The sequence below is a fragment of the Sorangium sp. So ce693 genome (assembly GCF_051521375.1).
In the GTDB taxonomy this organism is placed as follows: Bacteria; Myxococcota_A; Polyangia; order Polyangiales; family Polyangiaceae; genus Sorangium; species Sorangium atrum.
This window is the reverse complement of the sequence record NZ_CP150347.1, coordinates 4,238,998-4,257,358: the sequence shown is the minus strand read 5'-3', so window position 1 is coordinate 4,257,358 and position 18,361 is coordinate 4,238,998. Positions and strand designations below refer to the sequence as shown.

Annotated in this window: 14 protein-coding genes; 9 read left to right on the top strand and 5 right to left on the bottom strand. The window is 72.4% G+C overall.

Features of this window, described 5'->3' with window-relative positions:
* Positions 1-78: 78 nt before the first annotated feature.
* The 6 genes from WMF14_RS16170 (at position 79) to WMF14_RS16145 (ending at position 6,367) form a co-directional block, all read left to right on the top strand.
* On the top strand, positions 79-1,626 hold the full coding sequence (locus tag WMF14_RS16170; protein WP_437801952.1) for a protein kinase domain-containing protein: 1,548 nt from the start codon (positions 79-81) through the stop codon (positions 1,624-1,626).
* Between the two features lie 76 nt (positions 1,627-1,702).
* Positions 1,703-2,698, top strand: a complete 996-nt coding sequence (locus tag WMF14_RS16165; RefSeq protein ID WP_272098024.1) for a hypothetical protein — start codon at positions 1,703-1,705, stop codon at positions 2,696-2,698.
* Between the two features lie 74 nt (positions 2,699-2,772).
* Positions 2,773-3,498: a 1-(5-phosphoribosyl)-5-[(5-phosphoribosylamino)methylideneamino]imidazole-4-carboxamide isomerase gene (gene hisA, locus WMF14_RS16160; RefSeq protein ID WP_272098023.1), complete on the top strand. Its 726-nt coding sequence runs from the start codon at positions 2,773-2,775 to the stop codon at positions 3,496-3,498.
* Between the two features lie 37 nt (positions 3,499-3,535).
* The gene (locus tag WMF14_RS16155; RefSeq protein WP_437801950.1) at positions 3,536-5,218 is read left to right on the top strand and encodes a tetratricopeptide repeat protein; all 1,683 of its coding nucleotides are present in this window, start codon (positions 3,536-3,538) and stop codon (positions 5,216-5,218) included.
* Positions 5,208-5,864 carry a CDP-diacylglycerol--glycerol-3-phosphate 3-phosphatidyltransferase gene (pgsA, locus tag WMF14_RS16150; protein ID WP_437299845.1) on the top strand — a complete coding sequence of 219 codons (657 nt, stop codon included), beginning with the start codon at positions 5,208-5,210 and terminating at the stop codon, positions 5,862-5,864. Before WMF14_RS16155 ends, pgsA begins: the two co-directional genes overlap by 11 nt.
* Positions 5,865-5,908: 44 nt before the next feature.
* Positions 5,909-6,367: a hypothetical protein gene (locus tag WMF14_RS16145; protein WP_437801947.1), complete on the top strand. Its 459-nt coding sequence runs from the start codon at positions 5,909-5,911 to the stop codon at positions 6,365-6,367.
* Between the two features lie 154 nt (positions 6,368-6,521).
* On the opposite strand, the gene WMF14_RS16140 is transcribed toward WMF14_RS16145, so the two are convergent.
* Positions 6,522-8,780, bottom strand: coding sequence for an MYXO-CTERM sorting domain-containing protein (locus tag WMF14_RS16140; RefSeq protein WP_437801945.1), 2,259 nt, complete (start codon positions 8,778-8,780; stop codon positions 6,522-6,524).
* A gap of 364 nt (positions 8,781-9,144) precedes the next feature.
* On the opposite strand from WMF14_RS16140, the gene epmA reads away from it, so the two are divergent.
* Together epmA and WMF14_RS16130 are read left to right on the top strand one after the other, a co-directional pair.
* The gene (gene epmA / locus WMF14_RS16135) at positions 9,145-10,338 is read left to right on the top strand and encodes an EF-P lysine aminoacylase EpmA (RefSeq protein ID WP_437801943.1); all 1,194 of its coding nucleotides are present in this window, start codon (positions 9,145-9,147) and stop codon (positions 10,336-10,338) included.
* Positions 10,339-10,343: 5 nt separating this feature from the next.
* On the top strand, positions 10,344-10,886 hold the full coding sequence (locus WMF14_RS16130) for a hypothetical protein (RefSeq protein WP_437801942.1): 543 nt from the start codon (positions 10,344-10,346) through the stop codon (positions 10,884-10,886).
* Between the two features lie 72 nt (positions 10,887-10,958).
* On the opposite strand, the gene WMF14_RS16125 is transcribed toward WMF14_RS16130, so the two are convergent.
* Complete coding sequence (locus tag WMF14_RS16125) at positions 10,959-11,939, bottom strand: hypothetical protein (protein WP_437801940.1); 981 nt, start codon at positions 11,937-11,939, stop codon at positions 10,959-10,961.
* A 112-nt stretch (positions 11,940-12,051) separates the two neighbouring features.
* Here WMF14_RS16125 and WMF14_RS16120 point away from each other — a divergent pair, with 112 nt between their 5' ends.
* The gene (locus WMF14_RS16120) at positions 12,052-12,444 is read left to right on the top strand and encodes a DUF423 domain-containing protein (protein WP_272098016.1); all 393 of its coding nucleotides are present in this window, start codon (positions 12,052-12,054) and stop codon (positions 12,442-12,444) included.
* Positions 12,445-12,471: 27 nt separating this feature from the next.
* On the opposite strand, the gene WMF14_RS16115 is transcribed toward WMF14_RS16120, so the two are convergent.
* The 3 genes from WMF14_RS16115 to WMF14_RS16105 form a co-directional block, all read right to left on the bottom strand.
* On the bottom strand, positions 12,472-15,792 hold the full coding sequence (locus tag WMF14_RS16115) for an efflux RND transporter permease subunit (RefSeq protein ID WP_437801938.1): 3,321 nt from the start codon (positions 15,790-15,792) through the stop codon (positions 12,472-12,474).
* Between the two features lies 1 nt (position 15,793).
* A complete protein-coding gene (locus tag WMF14_RS16110) occupies positions 15,794-17,062 on the bottom strand; it encodes an efflux RND transporter periplasmic adaptor subunit (RefSeq protein ID WP_437801936.1) in 1,269 nt (422 codons plus the stop codon).
* A gap of 291 nt (positions 17,063-17,353) precedes the next feature.
* Positions 17,354-18,232, bottom strand: coding sequence for a hypothetical protein (locus WMF14_RS16105; RefSeq protein ID WP_437801934.1), 879 nt, complete (start codon positions 18,230-18,232; stop codon positions 17,354-17,356).
* Positions 18,233-18,361 lie beyond the last annotated feature (129 nt).

The following is an 18,361-nucleotide window of genomic DNA, read 5'->3' as shown; positions in this document are numbered from 1 at the left end:
GCTCCGCGCAGCGCGCGCCGTCCTTGGCGGGGTCCCGGGATCCTTGACGCGACAGCCGCCGCGCGCGACCCTCCCGCCGTGTCGGGCACGCTCGCGGACGGAACGATCTTCGCGCACCGCTATCGCGTGGCGCGCCTCCTCGCCGTGGGCGCGATGGGGTCCGTCTACGAGGTGGTGCACATCGAGACGAACCGCCGCCGGGCGCTGAAGGTGATGCACGCGTACCTCTTCCAGAGCGAGGAGATGCGCAGCCGCTTCAAGCGCGAGGCGCAGATCACGGCGGACATCGAGAGCGAGTACATCGTCGACGTCTTCGACGCGGGCATCGACGAGCCGACAGGGATGCCGTTCCTCGTGATGGAGCTGCTCCGCGGCGAGGAGCTCGGCCAGCGCCTCAAGCGCCTCGGCAGGCTGCCTCCCGGCGAGGTCGCGACGTACCTCCAGCAGACCGCGTCGGCCCTCGACCGGACGCACGCGGCGTCCATCATCCACCGGGATCTCAAGCCCGAGAACCTGTTCGTCACGCAGCGGGACGACGGGACGCCCCGCATGAAGATCCTCGATTTCGGCGTGGCGAAGCTGCTTGCCGAGGGCGGGACGGCGGCCGGCATCACGCGCAGCCTCGGGACGCCCATCTACATGGCGCCCGAGCAGTTCCGCACCGACACGAAGCTCACCAGCGCCGTGGACATCTACGCGCTCGGGATGATCGCGTACACGCTGCTCGTGGGGACGCCGTACTGGAGCCCGGAGGCGCTCAGCGCGAACGACGTGATCGCGTTCGCGCTCGTGGTCGTCCACGGGCCGCAGGAGCCGCCGGTCCACCGGGCGATGTCGCAGCGGGTGGTGCTGCCGCCGAGCTTCGATGGCTGGTTCGCCCGGGCCACGGCCGTCGATCCGGCGGCGCGGTTCCGCCTGGCGAGCGAGGCGGCGCAGGCGCTCTCGGAGCTGCTCGGCCTCGCGCCGGCCAGCAGCGGGCGTTCACCCCGCCCGACCACGCCGCCCTGGGCCATGGCGAACCCCTCGGCGCACGCGCTCGCCACGCCGGCGCCCGCGATCAGCGCGCCCGCGATCACCGCGCCCGCGATCACCGCACCCGCGATGATGCCGCCGGTGGCGACGAGCATCGGCCCGATGGGGCCCGAGCACCCGTCCCGCGCTCCGGCCGCGCCCCTCGCGGCGACGATGGAGACGTCGGTGACGTCCGTCCCCTCGGGGAACATCGCGCCGGCGGCGCCGAACCGAGCCCCGCTCGTCGCCGCCGCGGTCGTCCTCGGGCTCGGGGTGCTTGGCGCAGGGACCTGGCTCCTGATCCGCGCCGGATCCCAGGCCGAGCCCGCGGCGGCCGCGCCGCCTTCGGCCCCTGCGCTGGACGCCGGCTCGGCGAGCGCCGCGGCGACCGCTGCGCCGAGCGCGACGACGCCGGCAGAGCCGTCGGCGCCGGCGCCCAGCGCCTCCGCGCCGGCGACCGCCGCGGCCCAGCCCGCGCCCAGCGCGAGCGCCAGCGCAGGGCCGGCCGCGCGCGGGGCGGCGGGCGCTGCCCCGAAGGCGACGCCGAGGCCCGCTTCGACCGAGCGAAGAGGCTCCGCCGCTCGCCCCAAAGTCCCTTTGCTCGGACGAGATTGAGGCCGATGTCCGCCAGGCTGCCGCTCCGATCCTCGCCGACACCGCTCGACACCTTCTCTCGTGGATGCCCCAGAACATGACACGTCGCCTGCGCCGGTTGGCTCCTCTCGCTCTCGTCCTCTGGCCGCTCGCCGCCTCGACGCCCGCCGCGGCGCAGGACAGCGCCACCGCGGAAGCCCTCTTCAACCGGGGCCTCGCCGAGATGGAGGCAGGCCGGTACGAGGCGGGCTGCAACGCGATCGCCGAGAGCCACCGGATCGAGCCCAAGCCGGGGGCGCTCTTCACGCTGGCCATCTGCGAGTCGAGGTGGGGCCACGTCGCGACCGCGTTCGCGCACTTCGGGGAGTACCTTGCGCTCCACGAGCAGCTGACGCCGGAGCAGAAGCGCCGGCAAGGAGAGCGGCCCAAGGTCGCCAGGGAGGAGCGCGAGAAGCTGGCCCCGCTCGTGCCGGAGCTCGCGCTCTCCCTCCCGCCGGGAGCCCCCGCAGGGACGGTGGTGAAGCGCGACGGTCGCGCGGTGGACAGCGCCGCGCTCGGCGCGAGCGTGCCGGTGGATCCGGGAGAGCACGTCGTGTCGACGCAGGCGCCGGGAGGGCCTGTCCAGGAGACGCGGATCCACCTCGCTCACGGCGAGAAGAAGCGCGTCGAGCTGCAGGTGAGCGGCGCCGCGGCGCCGCCCGCCGACAGCAGCCCTTCGAGCCGACGGGCGGCCGTGTACGTGGCCGGCGGCGTCGGCGTCGCGGGGCTCGTGCTCGGCGGGGTGACGGGCGCGCTCACGCTCGGCAAGAAGAGCGTCGTCCGCGAGCACTGCGGCAGCGGGATCGGCCTGAGCGACCCGACGGCCTGCGACCCGACGGGCCTGGACGCGGCGGAGAGCGCGAGCACCACCGGGCTCGTGAGCACGATCGGCTTCGGCGTGGGGCTGGCCGGGCTCGGGGCGGCGGCGGTCCTCTACCTGACCGAGCCGACGCAGAGCGACATGACCGCCGGCGCGACGTCAAGGCGGATCCGCGCAGGGGTGCTCGCGGCAAGCCCGGAGGGGGTCGTGCTCGGGGCGAGCGGGTCGTGGTGACGCGGCGGCGCCGCGGACCTCCGCCGCCTTCGCCGCCTCTACCCGCCGGCGCAGAGGCGCGCTAGACCCGCCGCGTGCAGCTCATCCCCGCCATCGATCTCCTCGGAGGCCAGGCCGTGCGCCTCCATCAAGGGCGCTACGATCAGGTCACCGTCTACGACCAGGACCCGGCGGCGCTCGCCGCTCGCCTCCGCCGTGCCTGCGCTCGGCTGCACGTGGTCGACCTGGAAGGGGCCCGCGCCGGCCTGCCCGTCCAGGCCGACGCCGTCCGCGCCGTCATCGCGGCCTTCGGCGTGGAGGGCGGCAGCGTGCAGGTGGGCGGCGGCATCCGCTCCGCCGCCGCGGCCGAGAGCTACCTCGCGCTGGGCGCCGATCGCATCGTGCTCGGGACCGCCGCTGTGAACGATCCCGCGCTCGTGCGCGACCTCGCCGGCCGCTTCCCGGGGCGCGTGGTGGTCGCCGTCGACGCCAAGGACGGGCGCGTGGCCGTGCAGGGCTGGGAGCAGGTCTCCTCCGTCACCGCCCTCGACGTCGCCCGCGCGCTCGCCGGCGCCCCCGTCGCGGCGCTCCTCTACACCGACGTGTCCCGCGACGGCACGCAGGTCGGCCCCAACCTGGAGGCCACCCGCGAGCTCGCCGCCTCGTGCGGCTTCCCCGTCCTGGCCTCCGGCGGAGTCGGATCGCTCGCTCACCTGCGCGCGCTCGCCCAGATCCCCGGCGTCAGCGGCGTCATCGTCGGCCGCGCGCTCTACGAGGGGGCCTTCACGCTCGCCGAGGCGATCGAGGCGGCGAGCGCCTGACGGCGTGTGTGCGTTTTCGTGTACGATCCATCCGACGATGCACGAGCGCGACGACCCACGGCCCTCCACACGCGAAGTCGCGGCGGAGGAGTTCCTGTTCCACCTGCACCGGGGCAGCGAGCTCCTGCAGGACAACCGGGTCCACGCCGCGAAGGCGGAGCTCGAGCGCGCGCTGTCGCTCCAGCCGAGCGATCCCAAGGGGCAAGACCTGCTCGGGATCGTCTACTTCCGGCTGGGGCTCTACCCGCGGGCGATCGCGATCTATGAGCGGCTGATCCAGGCCCACCCGGAGGCGGTCGAGCCGCGCATCAACCTCGCGCTCTCGTACCTCAAGACCGGGCAGCCGGCGCAGGCGCGGTCCGAGCTCGAGAAGGCGCTCGAGCAGAACCCGAAGCACCAGCGCGCGTGGGGCTACCTGGGGCTCGCGTTCCAGCGCATGGGCGACTACGAGCGCGCGAGCCACGCGTTCGCGGCGGGCGGCCACGACGCGATGGCGCGCCGCCTGCTCGACATGACGGGCGGCGCCACGGGCCGGTACTCGATGGAGGCGCCCGACACCGAGGATCAGCCGCCGATCGAGGCCAAGGCCGAGGTGCAACGCGCTGCAGGCGAGGCGGTGCAGGCGCTCGATCGCGCGGGCGCGGGCTTCCGGCACGACTCGGATCTGCCGCGCATCCCGTCGGGGACATGGTCGGCCATCGAGCCTGGCCGCGAGATGATGCCGACCATCCCGGCGCCGCCGTCGTTCAAGAGCCTCGGGGCGGACCGCGCGGGAGGCGCGACGAGCGCGCCCGGCGCGAGCAGAGCTCCCGGTCCGAGGGTCGGCGCGGCGCCGACGGTCCCGTCGATGCCCGCCGTGCAGGCGCCCCCCGGAGGGAGCGTGGCCCCGACCGTGCGCCGCAGCACGATGGCGCCCGAGGAGCCCTCCGCGACGGGCCGCTTCGCGATCGCCGTCCCCGGGGCGGCGGACGCGGCGGCGGCGAGCAGGAAGGCGGCGGGGCGACCGTCGTCGTCCTCGCTGCCGCCTCCCACGGCGGCGCCCGCCGCGCCGCCGCCGGCCGCGACGCCGTCGGCGGCGCAGCCGCTGGAGACGCTCTCGGCGCTCGCGCGCGAGCGGCTGCTCGTCTTCCCGCGCGAGGCCGCGGTCACGCGGCACCCGACCGGCGTCGTGCTCGTGCAGGCAGCGAAGGGCTTCGTCGCCCGGCTCGACGCGCTGCGCACGATGAGCGTGCACTCCGGGACCGCCACGCACGTGCTGAAGCGGCAGGCGCGCGGGCGCATCTTCGACGAGCCGCTCGGCGGGCCGAGCACGCCCTTCGTCGAGATCGGCGGGCGCTGCGAGCTCGTGCTCGGCGCGCCGGAGGGGCGGCGGCTCCACCCGGTGACGCTCGGCGAAGAGCCGATCTACCTGCGCGAGGACGTCCTCGTCGGCTTCGATCTGCCGATCGGCTACGAGAACGGCCGCCTGCCGGCCGGCGAGGGCGAGGCGGTCGCGATGGTGCAGCTCCGCGGCCGCGGCCACATGGTCCTGTCGGTGCCCGAGCGCGCCGCCGCGCTGGAGATCACCCCGTCGCGGCCGACGTCGACGCGCGCGACCGCGGTGCTCGGGTGGATGGGCCGGCTCCTGCCGCGCACGCTTCCCGCATCCGAGGCGCCCGGAGGGATGCAGGGCTTCGTGACGTTCGGCGGAGAGGGGATGGTCCTCGTCGATGGTCGCTAGCGCGGGCACGTCCCTGCGGGGCATCAAGGCGCAGCGGCGGCGCACGCTCTGGGAAGACGCGCGGAACCTCCCGAACCTGCTCACGTTCGCCCGGATCCTCATGATCCCGGCCGTCCTCTTGCTGCTCTCGAGGGGCGCGCCGCGCGACTGCTTCTGGGCCGCGGGCGTCTACTCGCTCGCGGCGATCACGGACATGCTCGACGGCTACCTGGCGCGGCGGCAGGGCCTCGTGAGCGTGCTCGGCAAGTTCCTCGATCCGCTCGCCGACAAGCTCATCGTCGCCGCCACGCTCGTGTGGCTGGTGCCGATGGGCCGGATCCCGGCGTGGGCGGTGGTGCTGCTCATCTCGCGCGAGATCACGATCACGGCGCTCCGCTCGATCGCCTCGACCGAGGGGCTCGTCATCGCGGCGGGCGACGGCGGGAAGATCAAGACAGCGCTGCAGATGATCGGGATCGTCTGCCTGATCCTCGGTTACCCGTACCACATCCACCTCGGCGTCGACTTCGGAGAGGTCGACGTGGTGCACGTCGGACGGCTGCTCATCTATCTATCGCTCGTCTTCTCGATCACGAGCGCCGCGCAGTACATGGGCCTGTTCATCGACGCCATCGACGCCAAGAACCGGCCTACCCCTCCGCAGTAGATGGGCAATAGGCAAGCCCGCGTGGTTCTGCTAGACCAGCGCGCGTGAAAGCCCCGAAGACATCGCGCAACGCCTTGCGCCCCGCGCTCCTCCTGGCCGCGCTCGCCGCGGCGTTCGTCGCCTCCGCCGCGAGCTGCAGCCGGCAGCAAGAGGGCGAGCCCTGCGAAATCGCGAACGGCAACGATGACTGCGCCGATGGCCTCGAGTGCATGGGCATCGGTCAGCAGCAGCAACAACATCGTTGCTGCAGACCGGATGTGACCACGCAGGTCTGCGATCCGAACCAGAACCCGACGACGGGCAGCACGAGCAGCACGAGCGGCAGCGGCGGTGGCACCGGCGGCAACGGGACGGCCGGAGGCGGCGGTGCGGGCGAGGGCGGAAGCGGCGGCGGTGCGGGTGGCGCCGGCGGTGCGGGTGGCGCCGGCGGTGCGGGTGGCGACACCGGCGGTGCGGGCGGTACCGGCGGCGCGGGTGGCACAGGCGGCGCGGGCGGACGCTAGCGCAGCGAAAGCGGCCCCGTATCCCACCCACAGAAGCGACACGCGCGAGCGCTCCGAGCCTCGCGCTTGCGTAGAGGGCAGGCGCCACGGCGGCGCGCGTCGATGCGTCGCCCGCCGCGTGGCGCCCGCGGTCTCAGCCCCTCAGTCCTTCACTTCAGCCCAGCGCGCGACGCGCCCGCGCACGCCGCCTCAGCACGGCAGCTCCGGCGAGCGCGACCCCGGCGAGCGCCGTCCACGGCGCGACGGGCGCGCTCGGCTCGGCGGCGCGGCAAGCGCACCCCACGACCGTCTCCGGCTCGGGATCCTCGATCGGATCGGTCGGGTCCGGCGTCGCGCCGCCCGTGGAGCCAGCGGGCTCCGGCTCGACGGGATCCGTCGGCTCGACAGGCGGCTCCACCCCGAGATCTTCGCTCTCCACCGTCACGGACGAGGACGGGCAGTTCTTGTGACCGATCACCAGGTAGTACGTCTGCGTGGGATCGAACGGCGGATCGGAGCTCTCGTCGATGACGAGCTCACCGCTCGTCTCCGTGATCCCCTCGACGCTGTAATCGTAGTTCCTGACCTCCGGCAGGAGCTCGCCCAGCCTGAAGCCGACGTGCCGGCCGGTCCTCACATAGATGCTCCACTCGACGTCGTGGCCGCGGTCGGGATCGACCTGCACGGTGAAGCGGACGCCCTTCGCGGCCCGATCCGGCGTGCTCTTGAAGTGGAAGAGGCTCTGCAGGCTGAGCTGCGAGCGGTAATCCGCGCACGACGCCCCGGTGCCGAACACCAGCGAGTCGATCCCGAGCATGTTCGTCGTCTGCGACTTGCCCCCGGTCAGATCGAGCACCTCCTCGCAGTCGTCGAGGCCGCGGCTCGCGATCAGCGCGTCGACGGCGCCGGCGTCCGCCTCCGTGAGGTCACCGGCGGTCACCAGCTTGTCGGTCGCCCTCTTCAGCGCCTTGGCGAAATCGCCGAACGAGGCGTTGGGGGTCAGCAGCGTCACCGCGCCCCAGACGAGCCTGTCGCCCACCTTGGCCCCGAATTTCTCGCGCAAGGACCACGCGAGGCTGCCGATCAGCTCGCCGTCCTCGTGCACCTCGCCCACCAGATCGCCGGGGCACGTCTTGGTGTCCTTCGCGAGGTCGCGCGCCGCGCCGAACGGCGCCAGCGTCGCCTCGCCGAGCGTGGAGTCGCCGTTCACGGTGCAGGCGAAATAGTCCGCGATGCCCTCGTCGATGCTGCCGGCCCAGGGGGAGAGCCCGTATTCGTTGATCGCGAACTGGCCCCCATTGTAGCCGACCGCGTTGGCGGAGACGTAATGGGTGAACTCGTGGAGGAACACGTCGGAGTCGTCCGAGAAATCGAAGAACGAGCCCTGGCCGATGGCGATGAGGTTCGGCGCGCGAAAGGGCTCGCCCACGCCCTCTCCCGAGAAGAACGCGTTGTCCATCGGCCGGCCCGCCTCCAGCATGTTGGCGACCGCGACGAGCTTCCAGCTGGGCGCCCCCATGTCGATGTGGTGGGTCGACACGAAGTAATCGCGCATCCGGGTGAGGTGGTAATAGATGCCGACCTGCGCGAACTGGTCGTGCGCGTCCTCCGCGCTCGTGGGCGGGTCATAGAGGAAGTCCTCCCCTGCGTTCGGCCCGACGCTCTGCTCCAGGGTGAGCGGGACGCCGGCGGCGAGGTCGCCATCCACGTAATTCACCACCTTGAAGTTGCCGTCCCAGCCGCTCAAGGTCTGGGGATCCGCCGCGTCGAGGCTTGTGAGCTCGAGATCCTGGACCTCGGGCGTGACCGCCGAGCTGATGGGGTAAACGCGCCCACGCGCGTGCACGGCCAGCGAGCGCCTGTGGACGAGCTTGCCTGTGTGCGCGTCGACGAGGTAGCGCTCCCCGCCGCGATCCGACCGGACATCGACCACCCAGACGAGCTTGCCGCCCGTCTCGGCCTCGGGAAACACCGCGAGCGCCGCGTTCGGCCGCTCCGAGAGCGTCATCCCATACGTCGCCTCGACCGCGCGCCGCGCGGCCTCCTCCCCGTGAGTCGGCGTCGTCGCGACCGACACGTCCCGCGCCACGTCGAGCACCACGACCTCGGCGCGGTTCTCCCGAGTGACGTCGATCGCCACCGCGGCGCCGAGCACGGGCAGTCCGGCGTGGAACTGCGCAAACCGGACGGTGCGGTGATCGCCATCGACGAGCTCGCTCTGGTAACGCAGCGAGACGCCCTGGAGGCGGAGCTCTGAAGCGGCGTGCTTCAGGGCCGCCTCCGCCGCGCCCCGCGCGCCATCCGCGCCGCGGAAGGACAGGTCCGCTGCCGGCGAGCCCTTCCGCAGCGTGTGCCACTCGGACGCGGCGGCGGGCCCCGCAGCGGCCAAGGCTGCGAGTGCGGTCAACGGAAGCAAGAGCGGCAGTCGTCTCATGGGTTCTTCTCTCCGGCTGGATTTCTGCTGGCTTTCTGCAAGCAGCGCTCGCGTGAGGCGCGGCAGGGCCGGACCGACGAGCGCGACCAACGTAACGAGTTGCGTTGGCTCATCAAGGAGAAGCGACGCGGCGTCCTCGCGGAAAATCAAGGAGTTGTGGCCGCGATTGCCTCGTTACGTGACCTCCCTGGTCAACCTGCGTGGTATGTCTCCGGCACCTTCAACGCAGGCTCCCGTGGCTCTCTCTGAAACAAACACCTCCATTGGATTCCCGGCGACGTTCGCCCCGAGCGACATCGTCTCCGCCTGTTCCCCGTGTCCCGCCGGTGCGCCGCTGCCCGGAAGGGTTCGCGTCGGCGGCCGCGTGCTCGAGGTCGCGGAGGGCGCGTTCGTCCTCGGCGACGCGTTCAGCGCGCTGCGCGTCGCGCTCGAGGGCGCGCCCGCGCCGCCGCTCGAGGTCGGCGATCTCGCGATCGTCGAGGGCGCGCCGGCGCCGGCGCCGGCGCCGACCGACTGCGCGCTCACGTCCGCGCGGATCGTCGAGCGGATCGCGCCCCGGAGGCCGCCGCGGGCGCGCGCGGGCGCCGCGGCGCCGCCGTCGAGCGAGACGGAGCGCGCGATCCATCGCGGGCGCGGCGCGGCGCTCGCGCAGCGCGCGGCGGCGCTCGCCGCGGTGCGGGCGCTGTTCGCCGAGCGCGGCTTCCTCGAGGTGGAGACGCCGAGCATGGTCCCCTCCCCCGGGCTCGACCTGCACCTCGACGCGTTCGCGGTGCAGGCGGCGCGCCCGACGTTCCTGATCACGAGCCCGGAGTACCAGATGAAGCGGCTGCTCTCGGGAGGCGTCCCGCGCTGCTTCCAGCTCGCGCGCTGCTTCCGGCGCGGAGAGCTCGGGGACAGGCACAACCCGGAGTTCACGATGCTCGAATGGTACCGCGCCTTCGCCGGCGTGGACGAGGTGATGGCCGACACCGAGGCGATCGTGCAGCGCGTCGCGGGCGCGCTCGGCGCCGATGGCACGATCTCGACGTCGGGCAAGCAGGTACGTTTGGAGCGGCCGTTCCCGCGGATCTCGATCGGCGAGGCGTTCGCGCGCTGGGCGGGCGTGCCCGCGGACGACGCGATCGCGCTCGCGTCGAGCGACGAGGAGCGGTTCTTCCGCCTGCTCGTGGACGCGGTGGAGCCGGCGATCGCCGCGCTGCCCCACCCGGTGTTCCTCGTCGATTTCCCCGCGCCGCTCGCGTCGCTCGCGCGGCTCAAGCCGAGCGATCCGCGGGTCTGCGAGAGGTTCGAGCTGTATGTCGCGGGCGTCGAGCTCTGCAATGGCTTCGGCGAGCTGACCGACCCGATCGAGCAGCGCGCGCGGCTCCTCGCCGATCAGGCGGCGCGGGCCGCCCAGGGCAAGCCGGTCTATCCGATCGACGAGCGCTTCCTCGACGCGCTCGAGGAGGGCATGCCGCCCGCGGCGGGAAACGCGCTCGGGGTCGATCGCCTCGTCGCGCTGTGCCTCGGCGCCGCGTCGATCGGCGACGTCCTCGCGTTCCCCCACGGCTGGCTGTGACCGGCGTGGCGGACCCCGACGGCGACATGCGCCTCTCCCCGGAGGTCCTGTCGCAGCTCGCCCGCAAGTACCTCACGCTCGCCGAGCTCCGGCGCGCGCGGGCGGCCGGGGAGCCGATCCCCGGCAAGGAGGTGTTCCGCGCGCTCGCGGGGGAGTTCCCCGGCGCGCTGAACGAGCTCGACAACCTGCCCTTCGACGAGATCGAGCGGCGCCACGACGCGCTCTCACGGGCCCTCGCCGGGGGCCCGGAGGAGCGCTGGATGGCGTGGATGCACGGTTACCACACGCTGATGCGGGCGGCGCTCTACGTGAAGATCCGCGTGGCACGGCGAGAGGAGCTGTCCGACGCCGACGCGGCGGCGCTCGCGGAGCGGGCGGCGAGGCACGCCGGCACGCCGATCGACGCCGCGTTCGTGATCGCGGTCAAGGCGCCGCCGGACGGCCGGCTGAACCGCCTCGTCCTCGGCCGGCTCGCGGCGACGTTCGGCGCGTCGATGGCGGAGATCCGGGGGACGATCTTCCCGCGGCGGCGGGCGGAGGGAGGCTGACGCGTCGCGCGCTCGGACGGGCGTGTGGCGCTGGCTCGCCGGCAGGGCGCGCGCCGGTGGTCCGCTGGGCCGTCATGAAGCCGTGGCGGTGAGCCACATCGACAGATCGTCTGCGGAGAGGTCGAGCACCACGTCGCCCACCTTCTCAGGGCCCTCTGCGCCCAGGCGCTCGGAGAGCCGGCCTCGCTCGTCCGCTGTGAGGGAGCGCCCCAATCGCCGCTCGACCTGGTGTGCTAGCAGCGCGAGACCCTTTTCTAGCCCCTTCTCCAGCCCTTCCTTGAGCCCGGCCGCCTTGCCTTCTCTGTAAATCGAGTTCTGCATCACGACCTCCCGCGGCAGCAGCGACTTTACCACGTCGGCGAGCCCCCGCTCACGCGTGTCTGCTTCGGCCAGGGCCACCATCGCTGCTCCGAGCTCCCCGAATTGACGCTCGCCGGAGCAGGCCCGGAGCTCCTCGATTACCTGGTTCAGCTTGCTGCGATCCGCATCCGCTGCCAGGGGCGTAAAGATCAGCCAGAACGGGCTTCTCCGCGCCGCCAGCTCGGCCACCGTCCGCTGATAGACCGCCTCGATACGGAACTGCACGCCCGAGAAGGGCTCGTCCGATGACGATGTCCGATACGCGCCGTGCGTTGGCCACGGCGCTTCCCGGCCAGAGAGGACCACCACCACGCTGTCGATCGGCGTGGGCTGCGGAGCCGGCGCTCCAACGCTCGCCCGCGCCTCGTCCGCCACCGCCAGCGCCGTCAGGCAATGGTACTCGAACACGCGGAACGGAATCTCGTCGCCCATCGCCAGCGTCCACTCGGCGTGGAGCAGCCGCCGCTCGCCGCCCACCATCACGGCGAGCGCTCGATCGAGCCGCCGCTGGCGGCCGGTGACCTGCGTATCGACCCAGCCCAGCGGCTCGATGGGTCCGGCCGCGCCGAGGAGAGCGCGCGCGACGTCGTGCGGGAACTGCCGCGATACGTGGCGGAGGATCAAATCGACGTCGTCCGGCTCGTCGTCCTGCCCCGTGTTCTCCTTTCCGCGCCTGCGTCCTCGCTTGCCCATGTCGACGGACCGTCCTCCTGCACGTCGAACATCGGCGCGAGCCCGCCGCAGTTGCGCGGACGCCGAGCGCCCCTCGTGACGAGCTCCGGGCATGGACTAAGCTCCGCGCCCGATGGAACGTCTCTTCTTCCTGCTCTCGGGCGTTTACGGGTTCCTCGCGGTGGCGCTCGGCGCGTTCGGCGCCCACGGGCTCAAGTCGACGCTCGACGCACAGGCGGACGGCGCGCTGCGCCTCTCCTGGTGGCAAACGGGCGCCCAGTACCACCTCGCCCACGCGCTCGCGCTGGCGCTCGCCGCCCACCTCGCCGCGCGCACCGGCGGCGTCGCGGCGACGGTCGCCGGCTTCTGCTTCGCGGGCGGCGTGCTCCTCTTCTCCGGCAGCCTCTACGCGATGACCCTGACCGGCGTCCGCGTCCTCGGCGCGGTCACGCCGTTCGGCGGGCTGCTCCTGCTCGTGGGCTGGGGCGCGGTGGCCGTGGCCGCGCTCGGGATGGGGAAGGGCTGAGGCGCCCGGCAGCGGACGCCGCCGCGCCTACGTCGTCCTGCGCGCGAAGAGGCGGCCGAACCGCGCGGAAGCGCGCTCTCGGAGGGAGGCCACGCGGGACCGGACCCGCCCCCAGCGCTCGCTGCGCGCGAGATCGTCGAGCAGCGAGTACGAGACAGGCGTGACGATCAGGGTGAGCAGCAGGCTCAGGGACTGACCGCCGATGACCACGACGGCGATCGTCTGGCGCTCCTCGGCCCCGGGCCCCGTGCCCAGCCAGAGCGGGAGCATGCCCGCGACAAGGGCCAGCGTGGTCATCAGGATGGGCCGCAGCCGATCGCGGTTCGCCTGGAGGATCGCCTCCTCGCGCGGCATGCCCTCGCTCCGCAGCTTGTTCATGTGGTCGACCTGGAGGATCGAGTTCTTCTTCACCACGCCGAACAGCACGAGGAAGCCGAGCGCAGAGTACAGGTTCAGCGTGTTCCCGGTCGCCCACAGGCTGAGCAGCGCGAACGGCACCGAAAGCGGCAGCGAGAGCAGGATCGTCACCGGGTGCACAAGGCTCTCGAACTGCGACGCCAGGATCATGTACATGAGCACGATCGACAGGAGGAACGCCCAGATGAACTCGCCGAACGTGCGCTCGAGCTCCGCGCCGCGGCCGCGCACGCTGGTCGTGTACGCCGCGGGCATGTCCATCTCCCGGGCGGCGCCGCGCAGCGCCTCCAGCCGGTCGGCCAGCGCATAGCCCGGGGCGACGCCGGCGCGCAGGCTCGACACCCGCTGGCGATCGAGCCGGTCGATGCGCGACGGGCTCCTCGCCTCCTCGATGCGCACCAGGTTGTCGAGGCGCACAAGGTCGCCCCGGAGCAGCGGCGTCCCGGCCGAGGGCGCCGTCGCGCCGCCAGCGCCGCCCGGCGACGGCGCGGCCGACGCGCGCGCCGTCCGGGGCACGTACAGGCGGCGGACGGCCGCTACCCGATCGCGATCCTCCTCGATGAGGCGCAGCTGCACGTCGTAGTTCTCGTTCTCGGCCTCGTCCCGGAAGCGCGAGACCGCCTGATCTCCGCCCACCATCAGCCGCAGCGCGGTCGCGATGTCCTGCGTCCGGACCCCGAGCTGCGCCGCGCGATCGCGCTCGATGAGCACCCGGAGCTCCGGCCGGTCGATCTTCAGGGTCACGTCGGCGTCCACGATGCCGCCGAGGTGCGCGGAGCGCTCGCGGAGCTCGTTCGCATAACGCTCGAGCTGCTCGATGTCGGGACCCTGGATCGCGAAGTCGATCTCGAAGTTCCCGCCGCCGATGTTGAACGACGGCACGTTGCGCACCGAGATCCGGAGATCGGAGTACTTGCGCAGCTTGCGCCGCACCTCCTGCATCACGTCCTTCTGCGAGTAGTTGTCCTTGAAGGCGCGCCATGGATGGGCCGAGAGCGTCTCCCGGAGCAGCCGCGTCAGGGAGAACGTGCGCTCGTCGTGCGGGGCGATCCGCACGAAGGCCTCGCCCGCGCTGACGCCGCCCACGAAGCCGCCGCCCGCGGTGGCGAGCACGCTCCGCACCCCGCGCACCCCGCGGACGTCATCGCTGATCTGCCGCATCACGTCGTCCATCGCGCCGATGCTCGCGCTGAGCGGGGCCGTGACGCGGATCTCGAACTCCGCGTCGTCCGCGCCGGAGGGGATGTACTCCTGCTTCACGAGCCCGTAGAGCGGCACGGCCGACGCCATCACCAGCGCGGCCGACACGGCGACGAGCGCCCGGTGCCGCATCGCGAACGCGAGGGCGCGCGTGTACCTGGCCTCGAGCCTCCCGTAGAAGCCCTCTCGCGTCGCCGCCTCGCCCCCACCGCCGTGCGCGCCCGCCTCGCCCGCCGCGTGCGCGCGGGCGCCCTCCTCGCGGAGCAGGCGCGCGCTCATCATCGGGGTCAGCGTGAAGCTGACGAGCAGGCTCACGAGGATCGCGACCGTGGCCGTGATCCCGAACTGGAACAGGAACCGCCCCGAGATCGACGACATGAACGACACGGGGACGAAGATGACGACGAGCGACAGCGTCGTCGCGAGCACGGCGAGCCCGATCTCCTGCGTCGCGGCCCTGGCCGCCTCGAAGGAGTCCATCTTCTTCTCCTCGACGAAGCGGAAGATGTTCTCGAGGACGACGATGGCGTCGTCGATGACGATGCCCACCATCAGCACGAGCGCCAGCATCGTCACGCTGTTCAGCGTGAAGTCGAGCAGCCACATCATGCCGAACGTCGCGACGACCGACGTCGGGATGGCGACGCCCGCGATGATCGTGGACCGCCACGACCGCATGAAGAGCAGGACGACCGCGCACGCGAGGAGGCTGCCGAGGACGAGGTGCACGTTGATCTCGTGCAGCGCCGTGTAGATGTAGCCCGACTGGTCGCGGATCACCTCTAGTCGCACGTCCCCGGGCATCTGCTCGGAGAGCTTCGCCAGGTTGGCCTTCACGGCCTCGATCACCGCGACGGTGTTGGCGCCCGACTGCCGCACGACGTCGAGGACGACGGTGGGCTTGCCGTCGAGGCGGGCCAGCGAGCGCTGCTCGTAGGTGCCGTCCTCGGCGCGGCCGATGTCGCGCACCCGGACGGGGCGCCCGTCGACCGTGGCGACGACCAGATCGTTGAACGCGCCCGCGTCCTCGATGCGGCCCATCGTGCGCAGCGTCCGCTCCTCCTCCTTCCCCGTGACGTTCCCCGCGGGGATGTTCGCGTTCTGCTGCACGATCGCGTCGCGGACGGCGGTGATCGGGAGGCCGTACGCGGCGAGGCGATCGGCGTTCAGCCAGATCTTGATGGCGCGCTCCTGCCCCCCGACGACGCGCACCTCGCCGACGCCCGACGCGCGCTCGAGCTGCACCCGCACGAGCTTGTCGGCCACCTCGGTGAGCTCCCGGATCGATCGATCGGCCGAGAGGGCGATCGACATCACCGGGGTCGAGTCGTTGTCCTGCTTCGCGATGACGGGCGGCTCGGTGCCCACGGGGAGGCGGCGCAGCGCCGCCTGCACGCGATCGCGGACGTCCTGCGCCGCCGAGTCGATGTCCCGGTTGAGGTTGAACGTGGCGACGACGACGGAGGTGCCGCTCGTCGAGATCGAGCGGAGCTCGGTGATCCCCTCGACGGTGTTGACCGCCTCCTCGATCTCCTCGGAGATCTCCGACTCGACGTCCTCGGGCGCGCCGCCGGGGAGCGTGGTGCGGACCGAGACCGTCGGCAGGTCGACGGCGGGGAAGCGATCCACGCCCAGCTTGAAGTACGCCACGGCGCCGACCACCACGAGGGCGAGCGTGAGCATGGCGGCGAACACGGGCCGCTGGATGCAGATCCTGGCGAGCGCTTGCACCCTAGCCCCCTTCCACCACGCGCACCGGCTGCCCTTGCTGGAGCGACCCGGGCCGGGCGACGACAGACTCCCCCACCGCGACGCCGGACACGATCTCGACCCGATCTCCCGACGTCCTTCCCGTGGTGACCTGCTTCTCCTTCGCCTTGCCGTCCTCGACCGTGATGACCTTCGCGAGGCCGGCGAACCGGACGACGGCGGTCGCCGGCACGGTCGGCACCGACCTCGAGCTCACGACGATCTGCGCGCTGACGAGGCTGCCGGGCCGCAGGTGGCCGGGGTTCTTGATGTCGCTCTCCACGAGCAGGGTGCGGCTCTGCGGGTCGAGCGCGGGCGCGAGGCGCGCGACCGTCCCCGGATAGGTGGCGCCGTCTCCCTGGAGGGTCACGCGCACGGGCTGGCCGGCGCGCACGCCCGCCGCCTCGAGCTCGGGGATGGCGACGCGCAGCCGCAGCGGGTCGATCCGGACGACATCCACGATCGGCGCCCCCGCGGCGAGGTACTGGCCGACGTTCGCTCGCCGCACCTGGACGACGCCATCGAGCGGCGAGCGCACCATCGTGTCGGTGAGCTGCTGCCGCGCCATGCGCAGCTCGGAGCGCCGCTGGCGGACCGCGGCCTCGCGGATGCGCACCTCCTCCCGCGCCGACTGCACGGCGGTCTCCGCGCGGACCGCCGCCGCCTCGGCCGCGTCGAGGTCCATGCCCGACATCAACCCTTCCCTGGCGAGCCCCCGCGCCCGCACCTGGTTGGCCTGCGCTTCCTTGAACGTCGCGAGGGCCTGCCTCACGATCGCCGTGCCCTCGATATCGAGCTCGCTGTCAGGCCCGTCCGGGGGCAAGCCGAGCTGGGCGCGGCTCTGCGCCAGCGCGGCCGTGGCCTGCTCGATGCGCAGCTCGTAGTCCCGCGCCTCCAGCTGAGCGATGACCTGATCACGCTGGACCGGGCTCGCCAGGTCGACCGAGATCGAGGCGAGGCGTCCGGCCACCTTGGCCCCGAGCGTCACCTGCTCGTCGGCGTCGAGGGTCCCCGAGATGTCGACGGCCTGTTCCATGACGAGCTCCGTCACGGGGGCGAGCGTCACCTCCTTGACGCTGGCCGCAGGCTTCTCCGCCTTCGCTCCGCCGGGCTGAGACGCTCCCTGGTTGCATGCGAGGCACTGCAGAGCGGCCGCGAACGCGACCGGCAATGTCCAGAGCACCCTTGGCGGGCCGGAGGCGCGGTGACGGGAGTTGGCAGGCTGGCGAAGCTCGGGAAGGACAGTCCACATGGCGGCGGCCTCAGATGACCAGGAACGCCCCCCCGAGCGCGTGTTCGCCGCACGATATTGACGCATCAGGGTTGGAGCGCAACGTGCGCGTGGGCACGCCGCAGCGGTGTCCGCTTCACGAAAACGGCTTGGATCGGGCTCTCGACGTGTCGGATCGCCTTGCGGTCCTATCGGATTGGGCCCCACCCGTGTCCGATCGCGTTCCCGGCGTGTCCGATCGCGCTCTTGCCATGTCGGATCGGGCTCCCTGCATGTCCGATCGCGCTGCCGACGCGTCGGATTGCGCTGCCGTCAGGTCGATTCAGGCTCAGGCGCTGCCGGTGTCGGGCTCGATCCAGTCGTCTCGGGCTCATCCTGCTTCACTGCGCGCCGACGCGCGCGGGCACGCGCGCTCGATGTGCGGAAGAGCGCGAGCACCTTGCGCTCGTCGCGGTAGACATAGCGGCCTGCGGCGCGGATGTCGTCCATGGCCTCGCGCAGCCACCAGAAGGCGCGATTCCGGAGTGCCATCGCGGCGTTGCCCTGGGGATCGACGGCGCGCTCCGCCGCGCCGCTGCTGAGCGCCGCGGCGAGCTCACGGGCGCGCTCCGGGGCGCGCTTCGGAAGATCGGCCCTGGCCAGCGCGTCGCGGTGCTGCTCGAGCAGCTCGGCGAGCTGGCTCAGATCGCTCACCAGGTCGGCGACGCCGGTGCCAAGGACGATCCCGTCGACGCGCCGCTCCACCTCCTCGTCCGCCGCGAGGAAGTAGCGGAGCGCCGCGATGGCGTCGCGCTTGAGGGCCTCCGCGTCCTTGCGCTGCGCGCGCAGGTCGGAGGAGAGCGGGAGCGTGCGGACCTCGGTCCAGGCGGACTCGGCGGCGGCGAGCAGCTCGCGCCGGGCAGAGATCGAGGTGCCGACCTCCTTCGAGAGCCTGCTCTTCTTGTAGATCTCCTTGCCGAGCTTGCCCAAGGCGACCTCGAGCTCCCGCGCCTCCTGCAACGTATCGGAGACGGGGTGGTCGATCGGCGCCTCATAGGCGGGATCGAGATCGAGCAGCTCCTGCCGCTGGGCGGCCGTGAGCGTCGATTTCTTCTTGCCGCCCCGCTGCGGCTCAGCGGAGGGCTTCTCGCCCTGCGTGCCCGCGTCCGAGGCGGCCTCGGTTCGTGACTTCTTCTTTTTTTCGCTGGCCATCGGCGTGAGAGTACGGCAGCTCGCGCCATGCGGTCGAGCGTCAAGGACGCCTGCTGCGCGCCTCGATGCCCACCGCTGAGGGACCCGAGCTCGGCTCGTTCATCGCAGAAGCCCGCCGTGCTCCGGCCT